At 23.3% G+C, this 25702-nt stretch carries 21 protein-coding genes; 4 read left to right on the forward strand and 17 right to left on the reverse strand.

Annotated elements, in window-relative coordinates:
* Together trxB and T397_RS0103090 are read right to left on the reverse strand one after the other, a co-directional pair.
* Positions 1–939 (reverse strand): thioredoxin-disulfide reductase, encoded by a 939-nt coding sequence (gene trxB / locus T397_RS0103085; RefSeq protein ID WP_027124173.1) that lies wholly within the window; start codon positions 937–939, stop codon positions 1–3.
* Positions 940–1071: 132 nt separating this feature from the next.
* A complete protein-coding gene (locus T397_RS0103090; protein ID WP_027124174.1) occupies positions 1072–1302 on the reverse strand; it encodes a hypothetical protein in 231 nt (76 codons plus the stop codon).
* Between the two features lie 202 nt (positions 1303–1504).
* On the opposite strand from T397_RS0103090, the gene T397_RS0103095 reads away from it, so the two are divergent.
* Both T397_RS0103095 and T397_RS0103100 read left to right on the forward strand, forming a co-directional pair.
* Complete coding sequence (locus tag T397_RS0103095) at positions 1505–3028, forward strand: hypothetical protein (RefSeq protein WP_027124175.1); 1524 nt, start codon at positions 1505–1507, stop codon at positions 3026–3028.
* A gap of 14 nt (positions 3029–3042) precedes the next feature.
* Entirely contained in the window at positions 3043–5178 is a 2136-nt protein-coding gene (locus T397_RS0103100; RefSeq protein ID WP_027124176.1) for a Z1 domain-containing protein, read from the forward strand.
* Here the strand turns inward: T397_RS0103100 and T397_RS0103105 are convergent.
* From T397_RS0103105 to ispG, 5 genes are all read right to left on the reverse strand, one after another.
* Positions 5171–5995 carry a hypothetical protein gene (locus tag T397_RS0103105; protein ID WP_027124177.1) on the reverse strand — a complete coding sequence of 275 codons (825 nt, stop codon included), beginning with the start codon at positions 5993–5995 and terminating at the stop codon, positions 5171–5173. The two genes, T397_RS0103100 and T397_RS0103105, sit on opposite strands and share 8 nt — an antisense overlap.
* A gap of 117 nt (positions 5996–6112) precedes the next feature.
* Positions 6113–6403 (reverse strand): hypothetical protein, encoded by a 291-nt coding sequence (locus tag T397_RS0103110; protein ID WP_027124178.1) that lies wholly within the window; start codon positions 6401–6403, stop codon positions 6113–6115.
* 14 nt (positions 6404–6417) lie between these two features.
* Positions 6418–7995 (reverse strand): HDIG domain-containing metalloprotein, encoded by a 1578-nt coding sequence (locus T397_RS04060; RefSeq protein ID WP_052663113.1) that lies wholly within the window; start codon positions 7993–7995, stop codon positions 6418–6420.
* Between the two features lie 271 nt (positions 7996–8266).
* Positions 8267–10120, reverse strand: coding sequence for a M3 family metallopeptidase (locus T397_RS0103120; protein WP_027124179.1), 1854 nt, complete (start codon positions 10118–10120; stop codon positions 8267–8269).
* Positions 10089–11177 (reverse strand): flavodoxin-dependent (E)-4-hydroxy-3-methylbut-2-enyl-diphosphate synthase, encoded by a 1089-nt coding sequence (gene ispG, locus T397_RS0103125; RefSeq protein ID WP_036448935.1) that lies wholly within the window; start codon positions 11175–11177, stop codon positions 10089–10091. Before ispG ends, T397_RS0103120 begins: the two co-directional genes overlap by 32 nt.
* 110 nt (positions 11178–11287) lie before the next feature.
* On the opposite strand from ispG, the gene T397_RS0103130 reads away from it, so the two are divergent.
* Positions 11288–11788 carry an NAD(P)H-dependent oxidoreductase gene (locus T397_RS0103130; RefSeq protein WP_027124181.1) on the forward strand — a complete coding sequence of 167 codons (501 nt, stop codon included), beginning with the start codon at positions 11288–11290 and terminating at the stop codon, positions 11786–11788.
* Here T397_RS0103130 and T397_RS0103135 read toward each other — a convergent pair.
* From T397_RS0103135 to gmk, 6 genes are all read right to left on the reverse strand, one after another.
* Positions 11785–12483, reverse strand: a complete 699-nt coding sequence (locus tag T397_RS0103135; protein ID WP_027124182.1) for a beta/alpha barrel domain-containing protein — start codon at positions 12481–12483, stop codon at positions 11785–11787. The two genes, T397_RS0103130 and T397_RS0103135, sit on opposite strands and share 4 nt — an antisense overlap.
* 4 nt (positions 12484–12487) lie before the next feature.
* Positions 12488–13771, reverse strand: a complete 1284-nt coding sequence (locus T397_RS0103140) for a glucose-6-phosphate isomerase (protein ID WP_036448940.1) — start codon at positions 13769–13771, stop codon at positions 12488–12490.
* A gap of 59 nt (positions 13772–13830) precedes the next feature.
* Positions 13831–14691: a ribosome small subunit-dependent GTPase A gene (gene rsgA / locus T397_RS0103145; RefSeq protein ID WP_027124184.1), complete on the reverse strand. Its 861-nt coding sequence runs from the start codon at positions 14689–14691 to the stop codon at positions 13831–13833.
* Between the two features lie 2 nt (positions 14692–14693).
* Positions 14694–15875, reverse strand: a complete 1182-nt coding sequence (locus T397_RS0103150) for a serine/threonine-protein kinase (RefSeq protein WP_027124185.1) — start codon at positions 15873–15875, stop codon at positions 14694–14696.
* Entirely contained in the window at positions 15865–16650 is a 786-nt protein-coding gene (locus tag T397_RS0103155; RefSeq protein ID WP_027124186.1) for a PP2C family protein-serine/threonine phosphatase, read from the reverse strand. Before T397_RS0103155 ends, T397_RS0103150 begins: the two co-directional genes overlap by 11 nt.
* Positions 16651–16751: 101 nt before the next feature.
* Entirely contained in the window at positions 16752–17321 is a 570-nt protein-coding gene (gene gmk / locus T397_RS0103160) for a guanylate kinase (protein WP_238315399.1), read from the reverse strand.
* Between the two features lie 65 nt (positions 17322–17386).
* Here gmk and def point away from each other — a divergent pair, with 65 nt between their 5' ends.
* Entirely contained in the window at positions 17387–17959 is a 573-nt protein-coding gene (def, locus tag T397_RS0103165; protein ID WP_027124188.1) for a peptide deformylase, read from the forward strand.
* Between the two features lie 4 nt (positions 17960–17963).
* Here the strand turns inward: def and T397_RS0103170 are convergent, their stop codons facing one another.
* The 4 genes from T397_RS0103170 to T397_RS04065 form a co-directional block, all read right to left on the reverse strand.
* Complete coding sequence (locus tag T397_RS0103170) at positions 17964–20795, reverse strand: cation-translocating P-type ATPase (RefSeq protein WP_027124189.1); 2832 nt, start codon at positions 20793–20795, stop codon at positions 17964–17966.
* A gap of 464 nt (positions 20796–21259) precedes the next feature.
* Positions 21260–21802: a hypothetical protein gene (locus T397_RS0103175; protein ID WP_155947934.1), complete on the reverse strand. Its 543-nt coding sequence runs from the start codon at positions 21800–21802 to the stop codon at positions 21260–21262.
* A gap of 67 nt (positions 21803–21869) precedes the next feature.
* Positions 21870–24410, reverse strand: coding sequence for an ATP-binding cassette domain-containing protein (locus T397_RS04490; RefSeq protein ID WP_027124191.1), 2541 nt, complete (start codon positions 24408–24410; stop codon positions 21870–21872).
* Between the two features lie 2 nt (positions 24411–24412).
* The gene (locus tag T397_RS04065) at positions 24413–25702 is read right to left on the reverse strand and encodes an ABC transporter ATP-binding protein (protein ID WP_081794318.1); all 1290 of its coding nucleotides are present in this window, start codon (positions 25700–25702) and stop codon (positions 24413–24415) included.

Raw genomic sequence — 25702 nt, forward strand, 5'->3', positions numbered from 1 at the left:
TTAATTTAATTTAGTTAAATATTCTTTAACATTTAATGCTGCTATTGTTCCATCATTTATTGCTGTTGAAATTTGACGATATTTTTTAGCTATACAATCTCCTGCTGCATAAAGACCAGGAACACATGTTTCCATTTGTTCATTTACTTTAATGAAACCCGCTTCATCTTTAATATCAAAATTATTAATAAATTTTGTTGCAGGAATTGCTCCAATGTATGGAAAAATACAATCAACAGATAATGTTTTTAGTGAATCGTCCTTAACTGATTTTATTACAAATGAATTAACTTTATTTTCACCTATAACTTCGTGTGGTACATAAGATAACAAAAATTCAACATTTGGATATTTTTTTAATATATCTACAGTGTAACTATCTGCTCTAAATTCATCTCTACGGTGGACAAGATATACTTTGCTCGCTATGCCGGCTAAATAAATGGATTCATCAATAGCAGCATTGCCTCCACCCACAACTGCAACTGGTTTATTTTTGTATAAAGAACCATCACAAATTGCACAATAACTAATTCCTTTGTTATAAAATTTGGATTCATTTGGAGTATTCATAGCTCTTTCATTTGATCCTGTAGCAATAATTATAGATTTTGCAAAAATAGTTTTAGTTGGTAAAAAAATTAAAAAAAATTCATCTTTCTTTTCTATTGAAACTACAGAATTATACTCAATATAAACATTTAATTTAGATAATTGATTAAACATTTCTAAACTTAAATCAGGTCCTGTTTTAGATAAAACACCTGGATAATTTTCAATTACACCAGTTTTTAGCATTTTTCCACCAGGTGCTCCACCTTCAACCAAACATAATTTTATATTTGCTCGAGCTGCGTAAATACCAGCGGTAATACCTGCTGGTCCAGCACCAATTATTACAAGATCATATAAATCTTTGTTATCTGAAATTGTATACATAAAATGCTCCAAAATATTGACTAAAATCTATTAAAGTATTTTACTTTAAAAAATAAAATAGATAATAAATATGCTTAATTACTAAATAATATAAAAAAGGTTATGATTTAAAATCATAACCTAATTATTAATTTATTCTGGAGTTTTTACTTTAACCATTTTAGCTCTTGATAAGAAGAAAATAATTGCTCCTATAACTGGTGGTAAAAACATAAATACAATCACTCATAAAATATTTTTTAAATTTAAGGCTTTAATTACTATGTATACAATACCACCTATTAACAATCCGAAAATGAATGAACATAATAATCCAACAAGTGTAATTTTATCGTTTGTTCTGATTTTAATTTTTTTAGCCATGTTAAAGTATCTCTCCACAAATAATTTATAAGCAAAAATTAACAATAAATAAATTTGATAGTTAATTAAATTTGCTAATTGGTTGGTATATTATATAAAAATAAAATAAAAATGAATATACTTAAAATGAAAAATATAAATAAAATAGTATTAACAAATCTTAATTTCAAATCCAATAAATTCCTATTTTATGGAGAAAAATATGCAAACATCTAATAAACTATGAACAGAATTATGCAAGGACATTCCATATTCGCCTGCATATGCTATTTCACATCTGATAGATCCAAGCATTTTTCATTTTTTTAATGAAAATGATTTAGATACAAATCAATTAACAATTTATATGATTTATGATTCGACTATTGATAATGAAAAATTATTAATATTTGATAATGGTGTTGGATATTCAAAAAATGAATTAGAACAATTAATTCAATTTGAATCAATTACCACAAAAGGTTGAAAACAATGATTAAGAGCTTTACAGTGAATTAGTAATGGTGCAAAAATTTATTCTAAAAAAATTGAAGATTCAGAAACTTATCAAATCGTTTTTAACAATGATCAAAATCAATTAACAATTGATCCATTAAAAAGTTATGGCGCAAAAGAATTTATTTCAAGAACAAAATTTGGTAGTGGATCTTTATTTCAAATCAAAATTAATAAAAAATGAAATATAAAAGAATTTAGTGAAATAATTAATCAAGTCAACAAGATTTTTCAGAAATATGTAAATTTAAAAAAAATAGAATTTAAGGCTGTTTATCGCAAAGATAATATTTTTTATGATTGTGCTGATATAAAAAATCCTATTGAAATTGATACATATAGAAAAGCAACATCTTTAAAACCTATACAAAGACCAAAATTATTTGTTGATAAAGATAATGAAAATCATATTTCCATAGACGAAAAAATCAATTTATTTAATTACACTATTGGAATTAAAGGTTTTGTAGGAATTTTAGAAACTCCTGATCCAAATAATTCTGGAATTTATTGTTTTCATGCAAATAAATTAGTTAAAGGCGCATTAACTAATACAAGTTTAAAACCAAAAGAAATTTTTGGTGCATTAACTGATATTGAATATAGTTGCATTTATGGAGAACTAGAATTTAGTAACATTCCAGTTAGTATTACTGGTGATAATTTTGTTATTAATGAAGATGAATATAAGGAAATTGTAAATCTTTTAACTAATATAATTGGTAAACAAGGCGAAACAAGCAAAAATAAAACTATTACATCTAAAGTTAACACAGAATATGAAGAAACAATGAATATTTTAACGTCAAAAACTATTGAATATTCAAATTACAATGATGATGAAAATATTGAAGATTCTATTAGATCGACTAAAGCAATTATTGATTTGAAAGTTGAAACCGTTAGAAAAAACAAAAAAGAAACAAATGTATATTCAATAAAAGATGAATATGGAAAAGAATACAAAATTCAGTTAGTCGCATCAAATAATAGAGAAACTAGTGGGTGTTGAATAAAGAAAAAATATGGTAATGATGGTTTGATAATTGTTTATTTTAATCAAGAACATCCTTTTTTAAAACCAATTGTCTTAAGCAGTAAAAAAGCATATAACACGTTTACCGAATTTGTTATATATTATGTTATGGCTGAAGAAAGAGCAATAATCGAAGGTGCTGGTGTGGATGAATTGAAATTTTTAATTGATAACTATTTACGCAAAGGAAATTAATTTATTTTTTATTTATGGATATTAACACAGATATTAAACAACTAATTTCTCAATTTAATAATTCCAATCATCAAGAACATTTTATTGAATATTGCAAATTATCCGGAATGGACAACGAATCAATTGCAAAAATTCAAATGAAAGCAAAGGATATTATTGAAACTTTAGGTAATAGTCCAAAAGGTTTAAAAGCTCTTTTGGTTGGAAAAGTTCAATCTGGTAAAACAAGTACTTTTTCTGCATGTATTTCTCAAGCTTTTAATAAAGATTATGATATTGCCATTGTTTTATCAGGTCGTGATAATGTTTTAAATAAACAAACTTTTGATAGATTGAAAAAAACTTTTACAAAGGATGATTTTTCAACTGGTGTTAATGTATATCAAATAAAAGAAATTATCGCTAGTAAAGATAATAAAACATTTATAGACGAATTACACAAATCAATATTAAATAGAAAAAAAACTATTTTTGTAAGTTTGAAAAATCAACAAATTGAAAAATTAATTGAGTTGTTATCAGCACCAATTTTTTATAAAACAAAATTTTTAATAATTGATGATGAAGGTGATTTAGCATCATTTAATACATCTGAAGATAAATCATTGGAATCTTTTACATATCGTTCTATTAGAAAAATGATAGAAACATTTAAACAAAATGCAACATTCATATCTGTGACAGCAACTCCACAAGCTCATATTTTGCTTTCTCATCATGATGCTATAAAACCAGATTATATATTCACAATTGATCCCGGAGAAACATATATGGGAATTAATGAGTTTTTTGGCAGAGATTATGAAAAATATATAGTAGAAGTTTCAGATGATGAAAAACAGGCAATTGAAAATGAAAGAGAGTCAACTCCCGAATCATTTAAATTGGCAATTATTCATTATTTAGTTGCAGCATGCTTATTTCACATTGAAAATAAAAAAATTCAAAAAACTGCAATGCTAGTTCATACTGCCAAAGAAATATTAAGACACAATATGATTGCAGATAAAATTAATTCATACAAAAAATCATTAGAACGTTTTTTAAGAATTGAAGATTCAAGTGAAAGCGAAAAAATTATTAAAACTATTAAAGATGTTTTTTATTCATATAAACCATCATTTGAATGAACTAATTTATTTATGAAATTGTTTATTAAACACCTTCAATATACATCTATAAATGTTGTTAATTCAGAAATCGATGATCCTTTATACAAAGACACTCCAAATAATATTGTAGTAGGTTCTGCAATGATTGAAAGAGGAGTTACTTTTCAAAATTTATTAACTACATATATTACAAATAGAGCCGAAGATGCCATAGCAATAGATACTGCACTTCAAAGAGGAAGATGATTTGGATATAGAAAAAAATATGCTCATTTAATGAGAATTTTTATGTTAAAACATTTGTTTCAAAATTTTAAAGATCAAATTTTAAAACATGACAATAATTTATGAAATATTTTAATAGATGCAGAAAAAAATCATTTACCTTTTAGTAAATTAGAAAAAAAATTATTAATTTCTAGTGATGATTTAATTGCTACACACAAAGTAAAACATAATCGAATTATTTTTAATAGATATTATGCAAAAAATAATTTAAATAGAACATCTGAAGAAAGAAGATATTCTGAAGATATTTTCGATAAAGTAGCAAATAATCAATTTATTAGTGATATTCAGGTTGGATCTGGAAATATATTTAGAATGCTTCACAACATTGATATTAATCAATTCAACAAAATATTTAATTTACCCGCAGATGAAAAACAAATAGCAATGGCATTGAACATTTCAATTAATAATTGAAAAATTTTTCATCAAGAAATTTTACCTAAATTTAACAATAAAATTACTATTGCTATTATGGATAATAATTTGGCAATATCAAAAATTCGAAAAAGAATGATATATAGTGATGGAAGTATTGAATTATTTCAACCCAAAAATAATTTAGGAAATAAATATGTTGGAGATAAAGATTGAAATAAGGTTGAAGAATTTTCAAATAATATTATTTTTCAAATTCATAATGTATATGTTGAGTCAACACATAGATTACAAAAATTTATTGCAATGATATTGCCAAATAAGATATCTACAAATTATGTATCAAGTGAATCGACTAAATTTATTATTTAACAATCAGAATTGCTATTAACAAAGAAAGAATTGATAATCAAGCAATAATGAAAAAAATATATTTTAAATCAAATAAATTTTTTTTCTTGTCATCTTTTTTATTATTTGTTTGTAAATTTATTGAAGAAATATTATTAGCTAAAAATTCTTTTGAATTTTGAGAAGAATCAAATTGTTTAGGTTTTATCAATGGTGGATTAATAATTGAATTTGTAGTTAATTTTTTTTCACTTGCATAACTGTTTAAATTATTACTAAAATCATTTTCATTTAATTGATTAATGTTGTTAACAATTTCAGTCATATTAATTGGAAGTAAATGTTCTTTTGTTTTTGAATCAATATTTATATTTTTAGAATTTGCATATTCAACATCTTTTGAAAGAATATTGTGTTCAATTGAATTAGAAAAATTATTTGTTTTATTGTTAACCAAAAAATCATCATTTGTTTTATTTAAATCTAATGTAAAACTATTTTTATCATTTTGATCTAAATTATTAAACTCAAAATGAGTTTTATGATTAGAAAATTCTTTTTTTTCTTTTTTGTTTATTACATCTATTTCATTTTGAATTTTTTCAAAATTTTTTTTATTTTCAAAAAAATTTAATTCATTATCAAAATTAAAATTTGTTGATTCATTTTCATTAAACGAACTAAAAAGTAATTTTGCATTTTCTTTTATATCATGCGAATCATCAAACTCATTTAAAACATTAATTGTTTTAGATTTCAAATTATAATTTGTTTTATTTTCTGTATTATTTGACAAATCTTTTCAAAATTTTTCTTCAAAATTCGAATTATTATTCATAAATCTACCAAAACATAAAATAATTAAGAACTAATTATAAAAATAAATTAATTTTTTGAAAATTTATAAAAATATTTTAATAGTTGTTTTTTATGAAAATAAAACAAAAATATGAATTTAATTTCCAAAAATTGTTTCTTTTGCTATTGATCAACGTCTTCATATTGAAATAAAAATAAATAATATTGAAACAACTATTCCAACAATAGATGAATAATAAATAATAGAATTATTTGAGTCAAAAGACGCAATATTACTTGCAAATATCGAAATTGCAATAATACAAAAAAGAATTTGAAATCCTAAAAAAAATAAAATTAAATTTCTTTTTAATTTACTACTAGGAATAAAACAAATAATTAAAGTTATTAATAAAAAAATTCAAGGCAAAATAATATTAAAAAACATACTAAAAAATTAATTTAAATTTCCTTTGATTCAAAAGCATTATTTATATTCGTTTTTCTATTTGCAAAAAATTCAAATCTTTTTTCTCGTATTAGTATGATTTTTAATTGATGCTTATTAAGTAAATCATCATTTTCTATAGCTTGTTTAATTTCATATTGTAATATATCTAAAGTATTCTCGGGTACAATATCTGGTTCAATAATAATACGCAATGTTCGACCTGATTGTACTGCATATGCTTCTTTAACGCCACTTATAGATTTGCATGTTTCTTCAAGATGATTTACTCGTTTAATGAAATCGTTTAATGAATCTATTCTTGCTCCCGGTCTGGCAGCTGACAAAGTATCAACAACTTTTACTAAAGCTGCATAAATATTATTTGGTTCGATCTGATTGTGATGAGATTCTATAGCATTATAAATATATTCAGGCAAATAACATATTTTAGCAATTTTTAATCCCGATTCTACATGATCATAATTTTCATCAAAATCTATTGCTTTTCCTATGTCATGAAAAAATGCTGCTCTTTTTGCTTTTTCAGAATCAATTTTAATTTCTTTTGCAATTATTTCAGCATATTTAGCTGCTTCAATGCAATGATCTAAAACATTTTGACCATAGCTTGTTCGATATTTTAAGCGACCAACATATGGATAAATTCTTGGATCAACATCAAATATTTTTAATTTGGTTTCCAAAACTTTTTTTCCAAAATCGTATAATCTATTTTCAAAATCGTTTTTTACTAAAACATACAAATTTTCTAATTTGCCAGGATCAATAACTTTTGATTCTATCATAGCATTAAATAAATTAACTGCAATTTCTCTTCTTATAGGATTTGGCGAAGAAATTGTAACCTCTGCATTTTTTTCCACAATAATATCAGTTCCTGTTAATGATTCAAACAAGTGTTTATTTCTTCCGTGTTTTCCTATTATTTTCCCTTTTAAATTTTCATCTTTTATTGGAATAGTAGTAAGAGAACGCTGAGTAATTGTTTTTTCTGCCATTACCTCCATAGCATTTATCAATAAATTTTGTGCATGTAAATTTATATCATTATCAAAATTATTTTTTTCATTCAAATAAATTTCATTCAAATTAGTTCTAATTTTTTTATAAACATTGTTTAATAAAAGATTTTTTGCATCATCTATTGATAAATTTGTTAATTTCGAAAGTTTTAAATTTTCTTCTTCCATTATCAATTCTGTTTTTTTTATTGCATCAATATATTTTTGTTGAAGATGCAATAAATTTGTTTTCATATCTTTTATATCCTCAATATATTTGTTTAATTGATAAAAAGATTCATTTTTAAAATTATTTAAAAAATTTAATTCTTTTATTTCATTTTCGTTTTTTATCAAATTATTTTCTACATCAAAATTTTGATTTGATTTGGAAAAATGTTTTTTGTTTTTTTTAATTTTTATTTTTTTTTCTTTTTTGAAATTATCCTTGTGATTTTGCTTTTTTAAATAAATAGCAAAAATAATAATTAAAAATAGCAATACAACAATAATAATTGAAATTGCTAATATTAAATAGAAAATTATTGGTTCTTTTATTGACAACATATTCTTAAACTTTATTTATTAAAAACGAAATAAATAGATATCAAATCTAAAAAATGATTAATATCAAATTATTACTAAATATATAGAACAAAAAATTAATAACTTAAAAGCTAATAAAATTTATAAATTGAATTAATATACATACACATGGCTAAGCAAATAACCACTTACTAATATTATTATAATTTTTAAAATTTTAAAACAACAAAAATATTTTTATTTTTTAAATTTTCAAATTAATTAAATAAAAAAGTAAAAATATATAAAAATTTTACTGTAAATTTAATTTTTTTAAAATGATTTTATATTCATTAATTAAATTATTTATGTATGAAAAAGCAAATTCTCATGGTTCTGAGTCGTATATATTTATTTCTAATGATTGAATTATTTCTAGCGGAGATAATGATGTTCCTAAAGATAAAAAATTAAAATATTTTTTTAAAGTTTTAGAATCACCATTAAAAATTTTTATAGCTATATTTAATGCAACAATTTGAGAAATAGAGTATTTATAAACATAAAATGTTCCAGTATAAAAATGATCAATTTTTAATATGTGTGCTAAAGATTTAAAATTTTTCTTTTTTTGAAAAGAATTTATTTTTTCTTTTTTTAAAATGCCACAACTAACAAATGATTTCAAATACATTTCGAACAAAAATTCTGATGATATAGATTTATTTTTGTTTATTTCCTTAACAAATTGAAGTTCAAAATCATATAAGATAATTTGAAATAAAGTTGTATTAAAAAAATTAGAAATTATTTGTTCATAAACATTTGCAACAAATTTTAAATTATTTTTATTTTTATTAATTAAGTACAAACTTAATAATGTTTCATTCACCAATGAAGCTATTTCTGCTGAAAAAGTATCAGTTTCACAATAAATTTTTTGTTTTTTTGTTAAATAAATCGAGTGACAAGAATGACCTAATTCATGAATCAATGAATAAACAGAATCTAACGTATAATCATAATTTAAAAAAATATAAAATTTTTTCAAACCATAAATTTCGCCAATTGAATAAGCTCCTAGTTGTTTATTATGTTTTGGCAATCACGATATTCAATTTTCATTAAAAATTTTTTTAATATTTTGAATATATTCATTTCCCAAACATTTTAACGCATTAATGACTATATTTTTAGCTTTTTCAATAGAGTAGTAGTTGTTAACTCTAAATAATTCTAATTCTCTATCTCAAGGATTAACTTTTGATAATTTGTATTTAATTTTTAATGCCTTATTACTAATAATAGAATATTTGTTATAAATTTCAGAATATTTTTTAATGTTTTTAAATATTAAATTTGTAAAATTTTCATCTATTTCATCAGATTTATTTTGAGCCTCAATTAAATTTTTAAAATTATTAATTTTTGAAAACAAATTTAACGATAAATAGTTATAATACAACAATTTTGTAATTAAATTTTTGTGTGCTAGATAAGCATTTTTCAAAGAATATCAAGCTGATTTTCTTATTTTTGGATCTGGTTTTTTCAATAATAAATAGCCCTGTGTCTCATTTTGGATTTTTATTTGTTTATTATTTTTATTTATAGCATTATCATATTTTATTTCTGCTGAACTTAAAATTTGATAAATTCCAGAAAAGTCCATAATTCCATTACTAAAAAAATTTAATAAAGTTTCAATTTTTTCTGGCAATAAATTTTTTTCAAATTTAAAAATTAAATTAAATATTCTTTTATATTGAAAATATTTAGGTTTTTTTAAATACTTTTCAATTTGTTTTTTATTTTTAAAAATTTGATTATATTCATTTGAAAAAACACAATCAAATTTTTGACTAACATTTATCAATTTCTGTTCTCATGCTCTAATTTTTTGATCTAATGAATTTTCACTTAATTTATTTGAAATGTAATTTGAAATTCTATTTGAAAGTTTAGAAGCTTTTAAATCAAATGCTAAATATTTTGCAAAATTTTTTTCAGTTTTATAGCAATTTCCGTTGTTGTATAATTCAACTAATTTTGTTTGAGATTTGTATCACAGATTAAATAATTCATCTAAACTTTTTCCTTCTAAAATGTCTTCTAAATCTCAATTCAAATTAAAATTATTTTTTTTGCTTTTTAATAAATTTTTCATATTCTTCATCAATCAATTTTTTTAATTCCGAAACTAACTCAGATTCTTTTACAGATTTAAAAACTACACCTTTTTTAAAAATAATACCTTTGCCTGCTCCACCCGCAATTCCTATATCCGCTTCTTTTGCTTCGCCTGGTCCATTGACTGTACAACCCAATATTGAAATTCTCAAAGGAAAATTCATTTCTTTAACATAATTTTCAATTTCATCAACCACTGGAAACATATTAAAATTTAATCTACCACATGTAGGGCAAGCAACAACATTAACTAAATTTTCATAAAGACCTAAAGAATTTAATAATCTTTTACCAACTTTAATTTCTTCTATTGGATTTGTTGCTAAAGAGATACGCATCGTATCTCCAATTCCTTTTAATATTAACGGTGTTAATCCCGCAACAGATTTAATAGCACCATTTAATATAGTTCCTGCTTCTGTAATTCCTAAGTGCATTGGATATTTAAATATTTTTGAACCCATTTCATACGCTTCAATAGACAACAGCGGCGTTGATGTTTTTAACGAAATAACTATATTATCAAATCCTACATTATTTAACATTTTCACATATCGCTGCGCGGCTATATTCATGGCTTTCGCAGTTACGCCATATTTATTCATTAAATCTATTGGCAAACTTCCTGAATTTACTCCAACTCTGATAGGTATTTCTTTTTTATTTGCTAATTTAGCAATTTCTATCAACATTTTTTTATCATTAATATTTCCTGGATTTAATCTTATTTTTGCTATGCCCGCTTTTAATGCAGCTATAGCGTAATAGGGATTGAAATGAATATCTGCAATGATAGGACAAGGAGCCAATTTTATTATTTCTTTAATTGCTTTAGCATCTGCATCATCAAATATAGCAACTCTAACTAATTCAGCACCTTCTTTATAAAGATTATTAATTTCTTTGAGACATGCTTTTATATTTTTAGTTTTTGCAATTGTCATTGATTGCAACAAAATTTTATTTTGACCACCTAGTTTTAAGTTTTTTACTTTTACTTGTTTTGTATTTAATCTTGTAGTAATTTTAGACATTGTTTTATACTAACTCACTAAAAAATATTATAAAAACAAAATTTAAATATGTAATAACAAAGACAAAATATTTTAATCATATAAAATAAAAATATCTGGTAGGTAAGAAAATGACAAAAAATTTAATTCTTGTGGGAAGTAATTCATATAAATCTATTAATTATGAAGTAGCAAAAAAATTACAAAATAAAACTAATTATGATTTAATTTCATTAAAAGATTTTGATGTACCTATATATAGTTTAGAAAATGAAGAAAAAGGAATCCCTGTAAAAATTAAAGAATTAGAAAAAAAGATAATTAATTATGAAAAAATAATATTGCTTACACCTGAGCACAATGGATATTTGCCAAGTTTTTTAAAAAATATCTTTGATTGATTAAGTAGAGATTTAAATTTTAAAAAAGGTAATTATTTTCAAAATCAAAAACTATTTATAGTTTCTGTTTCACCTGGAAAATCTGGTGGAGAAACTGTTAGAAAAATATCAAGTAATTTATTAACGTATAGTGGTGCAAAAATTATTGGGACTTATGGAATAGGGTCCTATTCAAATTTAAAAAACATTGATTTTGAAATAAATAAAATTATTAATAATATAAAAAATTAGTTAAATGGGTTTCAAAAATTATTAGAAGAAACCAAATTAATAATTTTTTTCTTCTCTTCTAAATTTAAATTGTTAAATCATGAACCAGAAACAAAAATATTTCCGTTTGCCCATAATTTTTGAATTTCCACATTAGTAATTCCGCCATCAAATTCAATTTCTGGAAAATCAATATTATTAACTAAACATAGTTTTTCTAAAGTTTTAACATTTTTTTCTACTATCGAATTATATATTTGACCACCTTTTCCAGGAACAACAGACATTAAAGTTATATAGTCTACCATTTTTATTAAATCTAAATATTTTGAAAAATCAGTATCAAATTTAAAAGCAATACCAGCTCTCTTATTGTGATTTTTAATAAATTTAATATATTCTAATCCATCATTAATATTTTTTAATGCTTCCACATGAAAGCAAATTCCTAAAAATGGATATTCTATAAATTCTACTAATTTTGAAGAAATATTAGAAACCATAAAATGAACATTTACTTTGAATCCCAATGCATGTAAGCTGTCTAAATGAGAAGTGTCAAATCCTCTTGTATTTGTAAATTCATCCATTACATCATAATGGATATTTGTTAAACCAATATGTTTAAGTGTTTTTAAATAATTTAAATCAAACTTATCAATTAATGGTAAGATAGAAAAAGATAAAACCTTTTGGTTATTAAATTTATAATGCATAAAATTATTTTTTACCTAACATCTTAAACATTAAATTTTTATATGCTTGAACTCCTGGTTGATTAAAAGGATTATGTCCTAGCAATAAACCAGACATTGTAGTTGCTAAAGATAATCAAAAATAAACATATCCAAATGTATATTCAGACATATCATCTAAAATAATTTCTAAAATATTTATCCCAACATTAGAATGCGCTTTTTTAACAGCTTCACAAACTAAATAATTAATTTCATGTAATGATTTATTTGATAAATAATCAAGTTGATCATCATTTTCAAATGAAGATTTTTGAATATTAATATTCTGAAATGGTTTATTAATTTTAATAACTGTCTCAAAAAATATTTGTTTGCCTTCTTGAAGTAATTGTCCCATAGAATGTAAATCTGTTGTGCAAATAGAATATGTTGGATATAAAGAATCTTTATTTTTTCCTTCCGTTTCTCCAAATAATTGTCTATGTTGAATGCACAAATATTCTAAATTTTCTTCATAAACCATAACATTCTCTACATCATAATGGCATATTTTATAAAGGTAATGTCTATATGCTGCATATAAATAAGCGCTATTTTTATTTAAATCATCTGATTTTAAATCATTTTTTGCTTGTTTTGCACCACGTATTATTTCATCAATATCAATATTTACTAAAGCTGCCGGAAATAATCCAACAGGAGTTATAGTAGAAAATCTACCACCTATATTAGGATAAATTGCTAACATTTTATAATTGTGTTTTTTGCACAATTTATTTAAAGCACCATGATTGGGATCAGTGATTGCAACAATTCTTTCATTATGCTTATTTTTATATTTTTTCTTTAATTCTTCTCTTAAAATTCTAAAATTTATTGAAGTTTCTAGAGTTCCGCCAGATTTACTAATAACAATAATAGCTCAATTTTTATTTTTCAAATTTTTTATATAAGTTAAATTATTAGTAGATAAAGAATCAAAAAAAGTGAAATTAATATTTTTAGTTCTTCTTGAATTGCACACAAATTGAAGAATAGCTTTGATGCCAGTATAAGAACCACCTATTCCAGCAATAACAACTTCATTAATTTTTAACTTTTTTCATTGATTTGCCAAATTTTTAATATTTTTTAATAAACTCAAACAACTATCATTCGGATAATCATATCAACCCAACATTTCATTACCTAAGCATGTTTTATCAACAATACTTTTATGAATTTTAGAAATCTTTAATTTGTATTGGTTTTGAATTTCTTTATTAGAAATAGTTTTGACTAATTTAGGATTAAATTTTAATGTCATTTATATATCCTTCAAGGGTATTAAAAATAATTAATTGCGTATACTTAACATTTATTATATTAATTCAAAAAATTATTTTTTTTTAATTGTTTTTGCAAATGAACATAAATATCATATTGTCATTTTGGAATTAACGAATTATTTACTGCATTTTTTATCGCGCAATTTAATTCATTAATGTGTAAGCAATCTTGAAATTTACATTTCAATTTTAAAATTTTAAATAAATTAGAAGCAATACTTAATTGTCTTTCATCTAAATTGTTTGAAAATTTTGAATATCCTGGAGTATCAACTAAAAAACCTCCATTGAAGGGTAACAATTCTGTTTGAGTTGTGGTGTTTTTTCCTCTTTTCAATTTTTTAGAAATTTCATTTGTTAATCTTAAAAAATTAGGGTTTATATCGTTGATTAATGTTGATTTTCCTACACCACTTTGGCCAACAAAAGAAGTAATTTTATTTGACAATTTTAAAAGAAAATTATTAAAATCGTTTTCATTATTTTTTACAAAAATTAAATAATCTTGTTTTTTTAAATCATCTAAATAATGCTGATCACTTGAATTTAAATTAACTATATCTGTTTTTGTAATAACAACAATTGGTTTTATATTTAAATGATATTCATAAAAAAATAATGTTTTAAGTAATTGATTTCAATTAATATTTGGCATAACATAAGATTGAACAATAACTATATTATCAATATTAGCAACTTTTGGTTTGTCCAAACAATTTTTTCTTTTAAAAAATGTATTTATTTGATATTCATTATTTTTAAGGATTAATTCAACTTTATCACCTGGACGTAAAATTAAATTTTTTTTTCATTTTCCTGGTGCAAATACCTCATATTTTTCATTTTTATATCAAACAACAATTTGATTTGCATTTATTTTTAAAATTATTGCTTTCATAATTATTTAAATAAAAGAATTGCAGAAATAATAATTGCAATTAAAAAAATAATTACAACAGAAGATATTAATATAAAAGATGTTCTACTATATCTAAATGATTCTTTACTTTTACTAAATTGAGGATTAAAACTATCTTCGCGTTCCAATATTCTTGATGTTACTGGTTTTAATAAAGGCTCATTAATTCTATTTGAATCATTATATGAATTTACATCATTTAATAATTCATCACAATTTAAGTACCTTAAATGCAAATCTTCACGTTTTGACGCAATACATTTAAAAACTATATTTTCAATACTATTAGGAATATCATATCTAATACCTTGCATAACGGGGATATCATATGATCTTGCTTTTTTAATTGTCGCTTTATCATCTTTTAAATTTTTAACAAATGGTTTTTCGCCAGTTAACATTTCAAATAAAATTACACCTAATGAATAAAAATCTAGTTGTGGTGTTGGAGGTTTTCTAACTTTTTTTCCTGTTTTTGAATTTATCTCAAAATCTAAATTGTCTGGAGACATATATTCTACAGTACCAAATAATGATTGTTCATCAGTAATAGCTTTAAAATCTAAATCTTGCACAATAACAGATGAAGAAATTCCAAAATCTAATATTTTAATTTCTCTTAAATCTTTGGATAACAAAATATTTTCAGGCTTTAAATCGCGGTGAATAATCATATGTGAATATGTATGTAATCTTCTAGTGCCTAAAACAATTTTTTTAAAATAATACATAGCTTCATCAACACTTAAATAACCCTTGCTATTTAATAATTGACGTAAGGATGGACCATTTATATTTTCCATAATGATGACAGCTACATCATTTAAAATAATAGTTTCATTATTTCTAGTTACTTCCATATGCTGTTGAATTACATCATATGTTTGAACTAAATTAGTATGTTGTACTCTACTTGCTGTTACTAATTCTTCCAAAAACTTAGTTCAATTGTGTTCTTTCATAGTTGGAATACGTTGTACAACTTTAACCACAACTTTTGCCAATTCAAAATCAGTTGATAGATTTGTATCTAAAGAAATGTTAATTCCAGAATAAATATAAGAATCCATTCCCCCTTTTGATAAAGGTTTAATAATCTTATATTTACCAAGAATTAAATCTCCAGGTAATAATAAATCGACTTTATTCGATTTATTTTGCATGCAAAACCTCTGTTAAATTAACAAGTGCAACTGTTACATTATCATTACTCATATTACTCATTGCTAAATTAATTAAATATTTAGAAGCCTGAGTCATATCATTTGAATTTTTATCTATTTGATCAAAAAAATCTTCAGACTTTACAAAATTATAAAAACCATCTGATGATAACAATAAATATTTTTCATCTGGTTTGGGTTCATGAATAGATACTCCAAAAGTTTGTTCATTTTCAATATCTTTAGAAATAATATTTGTTAATGCCAACAATTCGCTAGCATGTTTTTTAAATGTTTCTTCGGTTGCTTTCGCCATTTTTAACATATTATAAAGATTATGATCTAAGGTAATTTGCCATGTTTCTTTTTTTGTATTTACAAGATAAGCTCTAGAATCACCAACTCAAAAAGTGTATATTTTTTTATTTGCAATTAATGTTAAAACAATGGTTGTAGCCATTTGATTTAAATCAGATTCTTCATTATTTTCTTCAATATAATTTTTAATTAAATTACGGGATTTATAGCAAGCCTGTGAAAATCAATCCTCTACAAATTTTTTAGATCTTCCATCAAAATTTGTATTTAAAAATTCTTCTTTAAAAAGATTACAAACAATATTTGAAGCTATTGCTCCACCTTTATAGCCACCTAATCCGTCACACACTATTGCAACTAAATTATTATAAGAGTTTGTTCCAACAAAAACTGCATCTTGATTTTCTTTACGAACAATGCCAACATCAGATGCTGAACCAAAAAAATTATCTTGCATGCAGTTACAAACTCCTTAATTAAATAAAATATTTTTGTATATAAATGTGAAATATTAATTGTTAAAATTTAAATTTTATATATTATAAATATTTATTGTCATTATTTTATATTGATTTCTTTTGCAAGAATATTATAAATTTCTTTAACTGTTTCTTCTAAAATATCATTAACAATTACATATTTATAAATTTTTTTGGAAATACATAATTCCTTTTTAGCTTGGTCTATTCTTTGATCAATAAGTTCAATTGTTTCAGAACCACGATTTTTTAAACGATTATATAATTCTTTAAACGAAGGCGGAGTTATAAAAATACTTATTGATTCAGGTATTTTTTTAAGAACTTGAATAACACCTTGATACTCAATTTCAAGCAATAAATTATTGCCAGAATTTAAAATGCTCTCAACTTGACTCATTGGAGTTCCATAATAATTATTTACATATTTTGCATATTCTAATAATTCATTATTTTTTATCATTTTTTCAAACTCATCATGAGATTTAAAAAAATAATGTTTACCATCGATTTCACCAATTCGTTTGTTCCGTGTTGTTGCAGAAATACTATAAACTAATTTTAATTCAGGATATTTCATCAATTTTTCAATAATTGTTCCTTTGCCAACACCGCTTGGACCTGAAATTAAAATAATAAAACCTTTCATAATTTGCATATTTGATAAAATTAAAATAATATTTTTAGAGTTTGAATATAATTATATCAATTAAGATGAAAGATAAATTTATGGATTATAAACCAACACAAGAATGATTAACTATTGATAAAGATAATTCAATGAGAATTAAATGTGAAAAAATTAATTTTCCACTAAATAAAATTGATATAGATAATATTAATAAAATGATTGCTTATGTTGACGAAAGTTATAAAGGCAATGCAAAAAAATTTAACATTCGTCCAGGAATTGGAATTGCTGCAAATCAAATTGGTTACAAAAAAAGAATGTTTTACATTCATTTAAATGATGAAAATCATATTGAACATAAATATTTTTTAATTAATCCCGAAATTGTAAGTTTATCAGCTGCTAAAGCATATTTATCACATGGAGAAGGATGTTTAAGCGTACCTAAAGATAAAAAAGGTTTTGTCATTCGCAATTCGAAAATAAAAATTAAAGGTTTTGATTATTTTCAACAAAAAGAAATAATTATTGAAGCAAAAGGTCTTTTAAGCATGTGTTTACAACATGAATATGATCATTTAGAAGGTAAACTTTATTATGATCGGATAAATCCTATAAATCCTGAATACGCAAACAATGAATGAGAAAAAATTTAAAAAATTATTTAGATAAAAAATTTTTAAAAATAGATTTAGGTCTTGGAATCATTTGGAAATCATTAATTAAAATTTGATCTGTTTTTTTCTTGTTTAATAAATTTAAAACAAATTTTTGCATTTCAATTAAAAAAGTTGGAATTAATGCAAAACCAATACCATAACCTATTAGTATAGGATAATCAAAAATCATGCTAGTCATATTAAATATTGGTGCAATTTGAGGAATAAATGCAACTAATAAAATCATGCTTACACTAAATAAAACAGACAAATATATTAATTTATAAAAAACAACATTAGATTTCAATATTGATTTTTCATTCATTAAATTTAATGCATGAATAGAAGCCGCAATACCTATCACTAAAAAACTAGCAGATGAACCAAACAAATTAAATTGTTTTGCAATTTCAACATTATTTGAATTTAATGCATATTCAATACCTAAACTATAAGCCAACAAAGATAAAAAACCAATTAAAAATCCTTGCCAAATCAAATCAATTCCCATTCGTCTAGCAAAAATACTTTCATATTTGCTAAAAGGTCTTTTATTCATAACATTAACATTTGATTGTTGTATACCTAAAGCTACACCTGGAACGCCGTGAACTAATAAATTAACTCATAATAATTGCAAAGCACTAAGAATTTCAAAATTTGGGTCATATAATTTAATTTGGGATTGATAAATAGTTCCTAAAACTATTAGTCCAAAAAATACTACTAATATTTCTGCTATGCTACTTATTAATAAATTTTGAACTACTTTACGGATAGAATGATAAATTCTTCTTCCGTTTTTTACAGATGAAATAATAGTTGTAAAATTATCATCCATCAAAATCATATCTGAAGCATCTTTAGAAACATCTGTGCCTGTAATTCCCATTGCACATCCAATGTCTGCAGCTTTTAATGCCGGAGCATCATTAACTCCATCGCCCGTCATTGCAACAACTTGATCATTTGACTGTCAAGCTTTAACAATACGCAATTTATCGGATGGATTTACACGTGCAAAAACCGAATATTTTTCTATGTTATTTTTTAGCTGATCATCTGATAATGTATTCAAAGATGGACCGTCAATTGCTAAACTATCTGAACGCATTATTCCAATATCTTTTGCAATTGAAATAGCAGTATCAATATGATCCCCAGTTATCATTACTGGTTTTATTCCAGCATGTCAGCATTCTTGAATTGATGATTTTATTTCTGTTCTAGGCGGATCTATCATTGCTACTACACCTAAAAAATTTAAATCATTTTTCAAATCATTTTCAAGTAATTCATCAGTATTTGATGGAACAATTGTTTTAAATGCTATAGCTAAAGTTCTATAAGCTTGTTTAGAAAAATTTTGAATAATTTTATTAATCGTTTCTTTATCAACGTTGATACATTGATCTAAAATAATTTCCGGCGCACCTTTAACAATTACTATATTTTTATCATTAAATGCATTTACAACAGTCATCGTTTTAGTTTTTGAATCAAATGGAATAACTTTAAGTCTTGGGTATTTTTCAATTAATTCTTTCTTATCAAGTTTATTGTTCATTCCGTAAAAAATTAAAGCTGTTTCTGTGGGATCACCAACATATTCATAATTACCATCTTTAATATTAATTGATGCATCAGTACAAAGAATAGATTTTTCTATTAAATTAAGATGCGATGATTTAGGATTATCTAAAAGCTCGCCATCTTCTTGAGTTCAAATATTAACAACTTGTATTTTATTTTCAGTTAGTGTTCCAGTTTTGTCAGTACATATGACCGCAGTACTACCAAGAGTCTCAACAGCAGATAAATTTTTAATTAATGCTTGCTGCTTTGCCATATTTCTAATTCCTAATGAAAGAATCACTGTTGTAAATGCAGATAAACCTTCAGGAATAGCAGCTACTGCTAATGATATGGAACCAACTAAAGCAATTGATCAAGTATTGCTAATGTTAGCAAAACCTAAAATTGCTATTTGAATAATAAAAGTTAATACAAATAATCCAATGCCAACATAACCAAAAATTGAAGATAATTTGTTTAATTTCATTTGTAATGGTGTTAAAGCAATTTTTTCTTCATTTAATAATTTAGCAATGTTTCCGATTTGAGTATTTTTACCTGTAGCATACACTATTGCAGTTCCACTACCCGAAACCACAGAGCAACTACTAAAAACTTTATTTAATTGATCACCAATAGGCATAGATTCATTAACTAACGCTTTAGAATCTTTTAAAATAGGAAGAGATTCGCCCGTTAAAGCAGATTCAATTACTTTTAAATTTGAATCTAAAACTAATTTAGCATCAGCGCCTACTTGATCACCAGCCTCTAAAACTAAAACATCTCCAACAACTAAATTTGATGATGAAATTGAAATTAATTTTCCATCTCTAATAACTTTTGAATTAAGAATGCTTAATTTTTTTAGGGATTTAATTGCACGTTCTGATTTGCGTTCTTGAAAAGCTCCTAATAAAGCATTAGTGATTACAACTAAAATAATTATAAAAGGTTGAACAAATTCAATTATTAAGTTTTCATCAAAATTTCAACTATTATTAACTCCGCTTATTATAGCAACAACAAATGACGCTATAATAGCTCCCATCAAAATTAGCATCATTAAATCTTTAAATTGTTTAATTAAAAGAATGAAAAAATTAATTTCTTTTTTTTCTGGCAAAAGATTTTTACCAAATTTTTTTAATCTTTCATTTGCCTCAATAGAAGATAAACCCCTATTTATATCTGTGTTTAATAAATTCTCTATTTTTTCTTCATTGAGTTGATCTACATTTATAGATTTTTGCGACATATATTTCCTAAATAATCATAACCATTTAATTTCGTAAAAGGAAAATGATAAGAAATTTTAAAACATTTTTACTAAAATATCAAATAAATAAAAATAAAAGGCAGAATCAATAACAAATAGATTCTGCCCAAAACAATACTTTCTAACAAATAGAAAGTATTTTAAATAATTTAATTAGTAATATAATTTACACAACCATTAAATTGAGAAAAATAATAATCTTGATAAACTAAAATATTAACTGTTTATTACTTTGTTTTAACTCTGTTTTTAGATATTAGAACAATTAATAATAAACTTATTTTAATCTATTTTGATTAATAAATTTGTATCCATTTACTTTAAAACAAACAAAATAAACTAAAAACCAATTTATTTTATTTAAGCAAATGCACCAATTTAACCAAAATAAATTAACTACTAACTAGTGAAACAAATCACAATAATATAATAAATTAAAAAAATTAATTATTTATTCCTTTTGCAAAATTTTTAGATTTATTTCATAAATATCTTAATTGATAAGGCTTTAATTTTTTTTCAATAGCTATTTCTTCAATTTTATTTTTACATTTTAAAATCTCAAATATTGCTTCAGCTTCATTTGAATTAAGATTTTTGCAAAATTCTTTAAATGAATCAATATATTGAATATATTTAACATATTTATCAGGTGAATTATTACTAGAAATAGTATGAACTTTTTCATTAAAAGAAATTTGATTTTCACATGGTAATGAATATTTTTTAATACAGTATTTGAATTCATTAATTACAGATATGAACAAATAACATTTAAAATTAATAATATCTTTTCTCGCTAAAGCTCTTTTTCATATTTTTATTAAAAATAAATATGCAATTGTATTTAAATCTTCTTTTTCAAATAAAACAGGTCTATATCGATATTTATAACTTGAATTTTTTAATATAGAACAAACATACTTATAATATTGTTTTAACAATTCTGATTTATTTTTAGGCACTTTATAAACTTGATTTTTCATATTATTTCCCCCGAAAAAAGTATCACATTTTTTTGAGAAAAATTTGTCCTTTAAAAGTTTATAAAAATTAATCAATGCTTCAATTTTGTTTTGTTCATTCTTCCACTTGACTTGAAGTTCCAAAAACGAAATGATCATTAGAATTATTAATTTGAATAAATTTAGGTTGATTTGTTAAACTTCAATCTTTTTCATAATTTAATTTTTCATCAAATGATGATAAATTGACATGCACCCTAGATAATTTAGGTGTGGCTCTGATTAGTGATTTAGTATATGGATGAATTGGATTGCTAAAAATAGAATCTACATTACCTTGTTCTAGAATTCTCCCTTGATGCATGATAATCGCACGATTACATACATAATTAACCATTGAAAGATCATGGGCAATAAATAAAACAGTAATTTGATTTTTTTCAGCTAATTCTTTAAGAATATTAATTATTTGTGCTTGAATTGAAACATCTAAAGCAGAAATAGGTTCATCAGCAATAATTAATTTAGGTTCAGTTATAAGAGCTCTTGCAATAACTATTCTTTGTCGTTGACCACCCGAAAATTCATGCGGATATCTATAAGCATGTTCGCGTTTCAAGCCCACACTTTCTAATGCTTTGTATACACTATCTCGTTTAATCAAGTGAACAAAAACAAAATATAAAAATCATGTAAATCATGGTTTTCATGTATAAAGTTGTTTATAGTATCATGTTTCTTTAGTTGCAGTTTTATATTCAAAATGAATTGCATTCAAAGTTTTAATCCTTAATTTAAATTCACCAACAACATTAGAAACAAATTTTTTCTTTTCTTTATGAGCAATATGTTTTAAATGGTTAGTTGTGTATTTAAATAATTGTTTAAATTCTATAAATTCTTTCTTTAATTCCAAATTTAATTTTTTTAAATTTTTTAAATTTTCTTTGTTTTTATCAACAAATTTAATTCAATAATTGTTTAAGAAAAAATCTATTTTTGATTTTCTTTCTTTTTCAGCATTTTTTAAATCATTTTTTGCTAATGTTACATTATCAAAATAAACATCTCGTTTATGTTTTTGCAAATCAAAATGATGTTTTTTTATTTCCTTTTTATATTCAGCATTCATTTCAATTAAAATATTTTTTTTATTTTTTATTTGTGTATTAAAAACTTTAAATGTTTCAGAACTAATATTTTTGCTCGAATTAACAATAGAATTTAATTCTTTAATTATTTTTTCAAATTTATTAAAATAATCATGCGAAGATAACAAAGTATATATTTCTTCATTTTTTAAATTGTTATCAAAAATTTTATCAATATTAAAAATATATTCTTGATAAGATAAACTTTGATTATTTTTAAAAGTTAAATAATTAAATCTTGCAAAATTTAAAACTGCCTTTAAATTTTTAATAATTAATAATTTTTCTTGAACATTTAGTGTATTGTCAAATGATTGGTTTTTACCAATGTAATAATCTATCAATGGACTATATAAATTTGTTAAATATTCATTAACATTATTAATAGTAGTTGTAATATAATTTTCATCTAAATAAATATTATTTTTTAATAATTTAACAAAACTTAAAGTATGTTTTGACAAAACTAAATTAAGTTGAAAATAAATTTCATCTACAAAATTTTTTGATGATCTTACATTTTGCTTCAAGAATTTAATTTTACTTAAAACTGTTGATTCTCAACTTTTAATATAACCATAATTTTTATGTTTATATGTTTCATCCATTTGAATTTTTAAATTTTTGATTTCTGATTTAATTTGTTTAATTTCATTTAATTTGTTTAAACCATCTAGAGAATATTTAAGTTCTTTTTTTCTCAAATTTAAATTCTTTTTAGAATTGTCTAAATCTAAATCTACTTTTTCAAATTTTTTTTCATCGTAATTTATAAAATTATTTTGAATAATTTGTTTATAACTATCAACATAATCATAAATTGAACTTACTAAATTTTGCACTTCATTTACTAAATCATCATAATGTGATAACAAAAGATTGTGTTGGTCATTATAAGATTTATATTTATTTTCATCAATTGTTTTTTTTAGCTTCATGTTAAAGCTAGAAATAATATTTGTGAATTTTTTTAAATAATTTTGTTTAAATTCATAACTTAATTCTGCTTGTTTAACAATGAAATTGTAATGAAAATATTGAGAAACTTTATTTATTTTTAAAAAATAATCATATGTATTTTTGTAAATAATTTTGCTAATAATTAAAGGTTCAGAAATAATTTGCAAGATATTTTTAGTTGGATTTAAAGAAGCCATTGGATCTTGAAAAATCATTTGAACGTTTTTTCTTAATCATTTATTAGTTCTTCTGCTTAAACGTTTATTAGATAATAAATGATTGTCAACTTCTATTCTTCCGCCAGTAGGTTGGTTTAATCTAATAATACATTTTCCAGTTGTTGATTTTCCACTTCCTGATTCGCCGATTATTCCAAAAAAATCACCTTTATTAACTTTAAAACTAATGTTATTTAAAGCTTGAAACAATGTTCCTCTAATTTTGAACAACATGTTAAGATTTTCAACTTCAAGAAATAATCTACTACTTTTGTTTGATAAATTATTTGAACTATTCATTGTTAATTACCTTGTTTATTATTTTCTAAAGAAATATCGTCATTTGAATTATTTGTAAGATTATTAGTTGCATTATTTAATCTTTGAGTTTCTTCAGTTTTCTTTTTTTCTATATATAGTTTAAATGATGAACGAGATTGTTCAATTTTCATTTGAACTTCTTCGGGAATATCAATTTTTGGTGAATCTGGATGTAATAATCATGTTGCAGCTTTATGAGTATTTGTAATATCGAATAAAGGAGGTTCATACTCAAAATCTATTTTCATAGCGTAACGATTTCTAGAAGCAAATGCATCACCTTTTGGTGGAGATACTAAATTTGGTGGTGTTCCAGGAATTGCAATTAATTTTTCATTTTTAGCATTTTCATTAGGAATAGAAGAAATTAATGCTCAAGTATAAGGGTGTTGAGGGTTTAAAAAAATTTCTTCTGTTTTTCCTTGTTCAAGAATTTTACCAGCATACATCACATATATATAATCACAAAAATTAGCAACTAATGCTATATTATGAGATATAAAAATAATCGTAATATTAAATTCATCACGAAGTTTTTTAATCAAATCTAAAACTTTTGCTTGTATAGTTACGTCCAATGCAGTTGTTGGTTCATCAGCAATAATTAAATCTGGTCTAGTTGCTACTGCAATAGCTATAACAATTCTCTGACGCATTCCCCCAGAAAATTCATGTGGATAAGAATGCATTCTTGATTCAGAATCTTTAATTCCTATAAAATTTAAAATTTCTATAACTTTTTTCTTAACATTTTCAGGTTTTTTTGCTTCTTTGTATGCTTTTTTATAAGAATTAAGTTTGTTAATATATTCAGGATCTTTTTTAGATAGTAATTTTTTTTGTTGAATAAATTTGCGATGTTCAGAAACTAAAACAGCTTCTGCAACTTGACTACCTATTTTTTTTGTTGGATTTAAAGACATCAATGGATCTTGTGGAATATAAGATACATAACTACCTCTAATAAAAGTTCAAGAACGTTTTTTTAATTTAGTTAAATCAATATCGCACAAGTTTAACGAATCAGCTTCAATAGTTGCATTATCATTAAAACCAATTAAAGATTTTACACAAACTGATTTACCACTACCTGATTCACCTACAATTCCAACAATTTGTCCACGACGAACAGTTAAACTTACGCCACGAACTGCTTGCAAAATGCCATCTTTTATCTTGAAGTTAACTTTTAAATTATCGATTTTTAAAATTTCATCTTTTTGTAATTTTTTATTTGAATCAACAACAAATAAATTTTTATCAAAGTTCAT

Source organism: Mycoplasmoides pirum ATCC 25960 (assembly GCF_000685905.1).
GTDB classification, from domain to species: domain Bacteria; phylum Bacillota_I; class Bacilli_A; order Mycoplasmatales; family Mycoplasmoidaceae; genus Mycoplasmoides; species Mycoplasmoides pirum.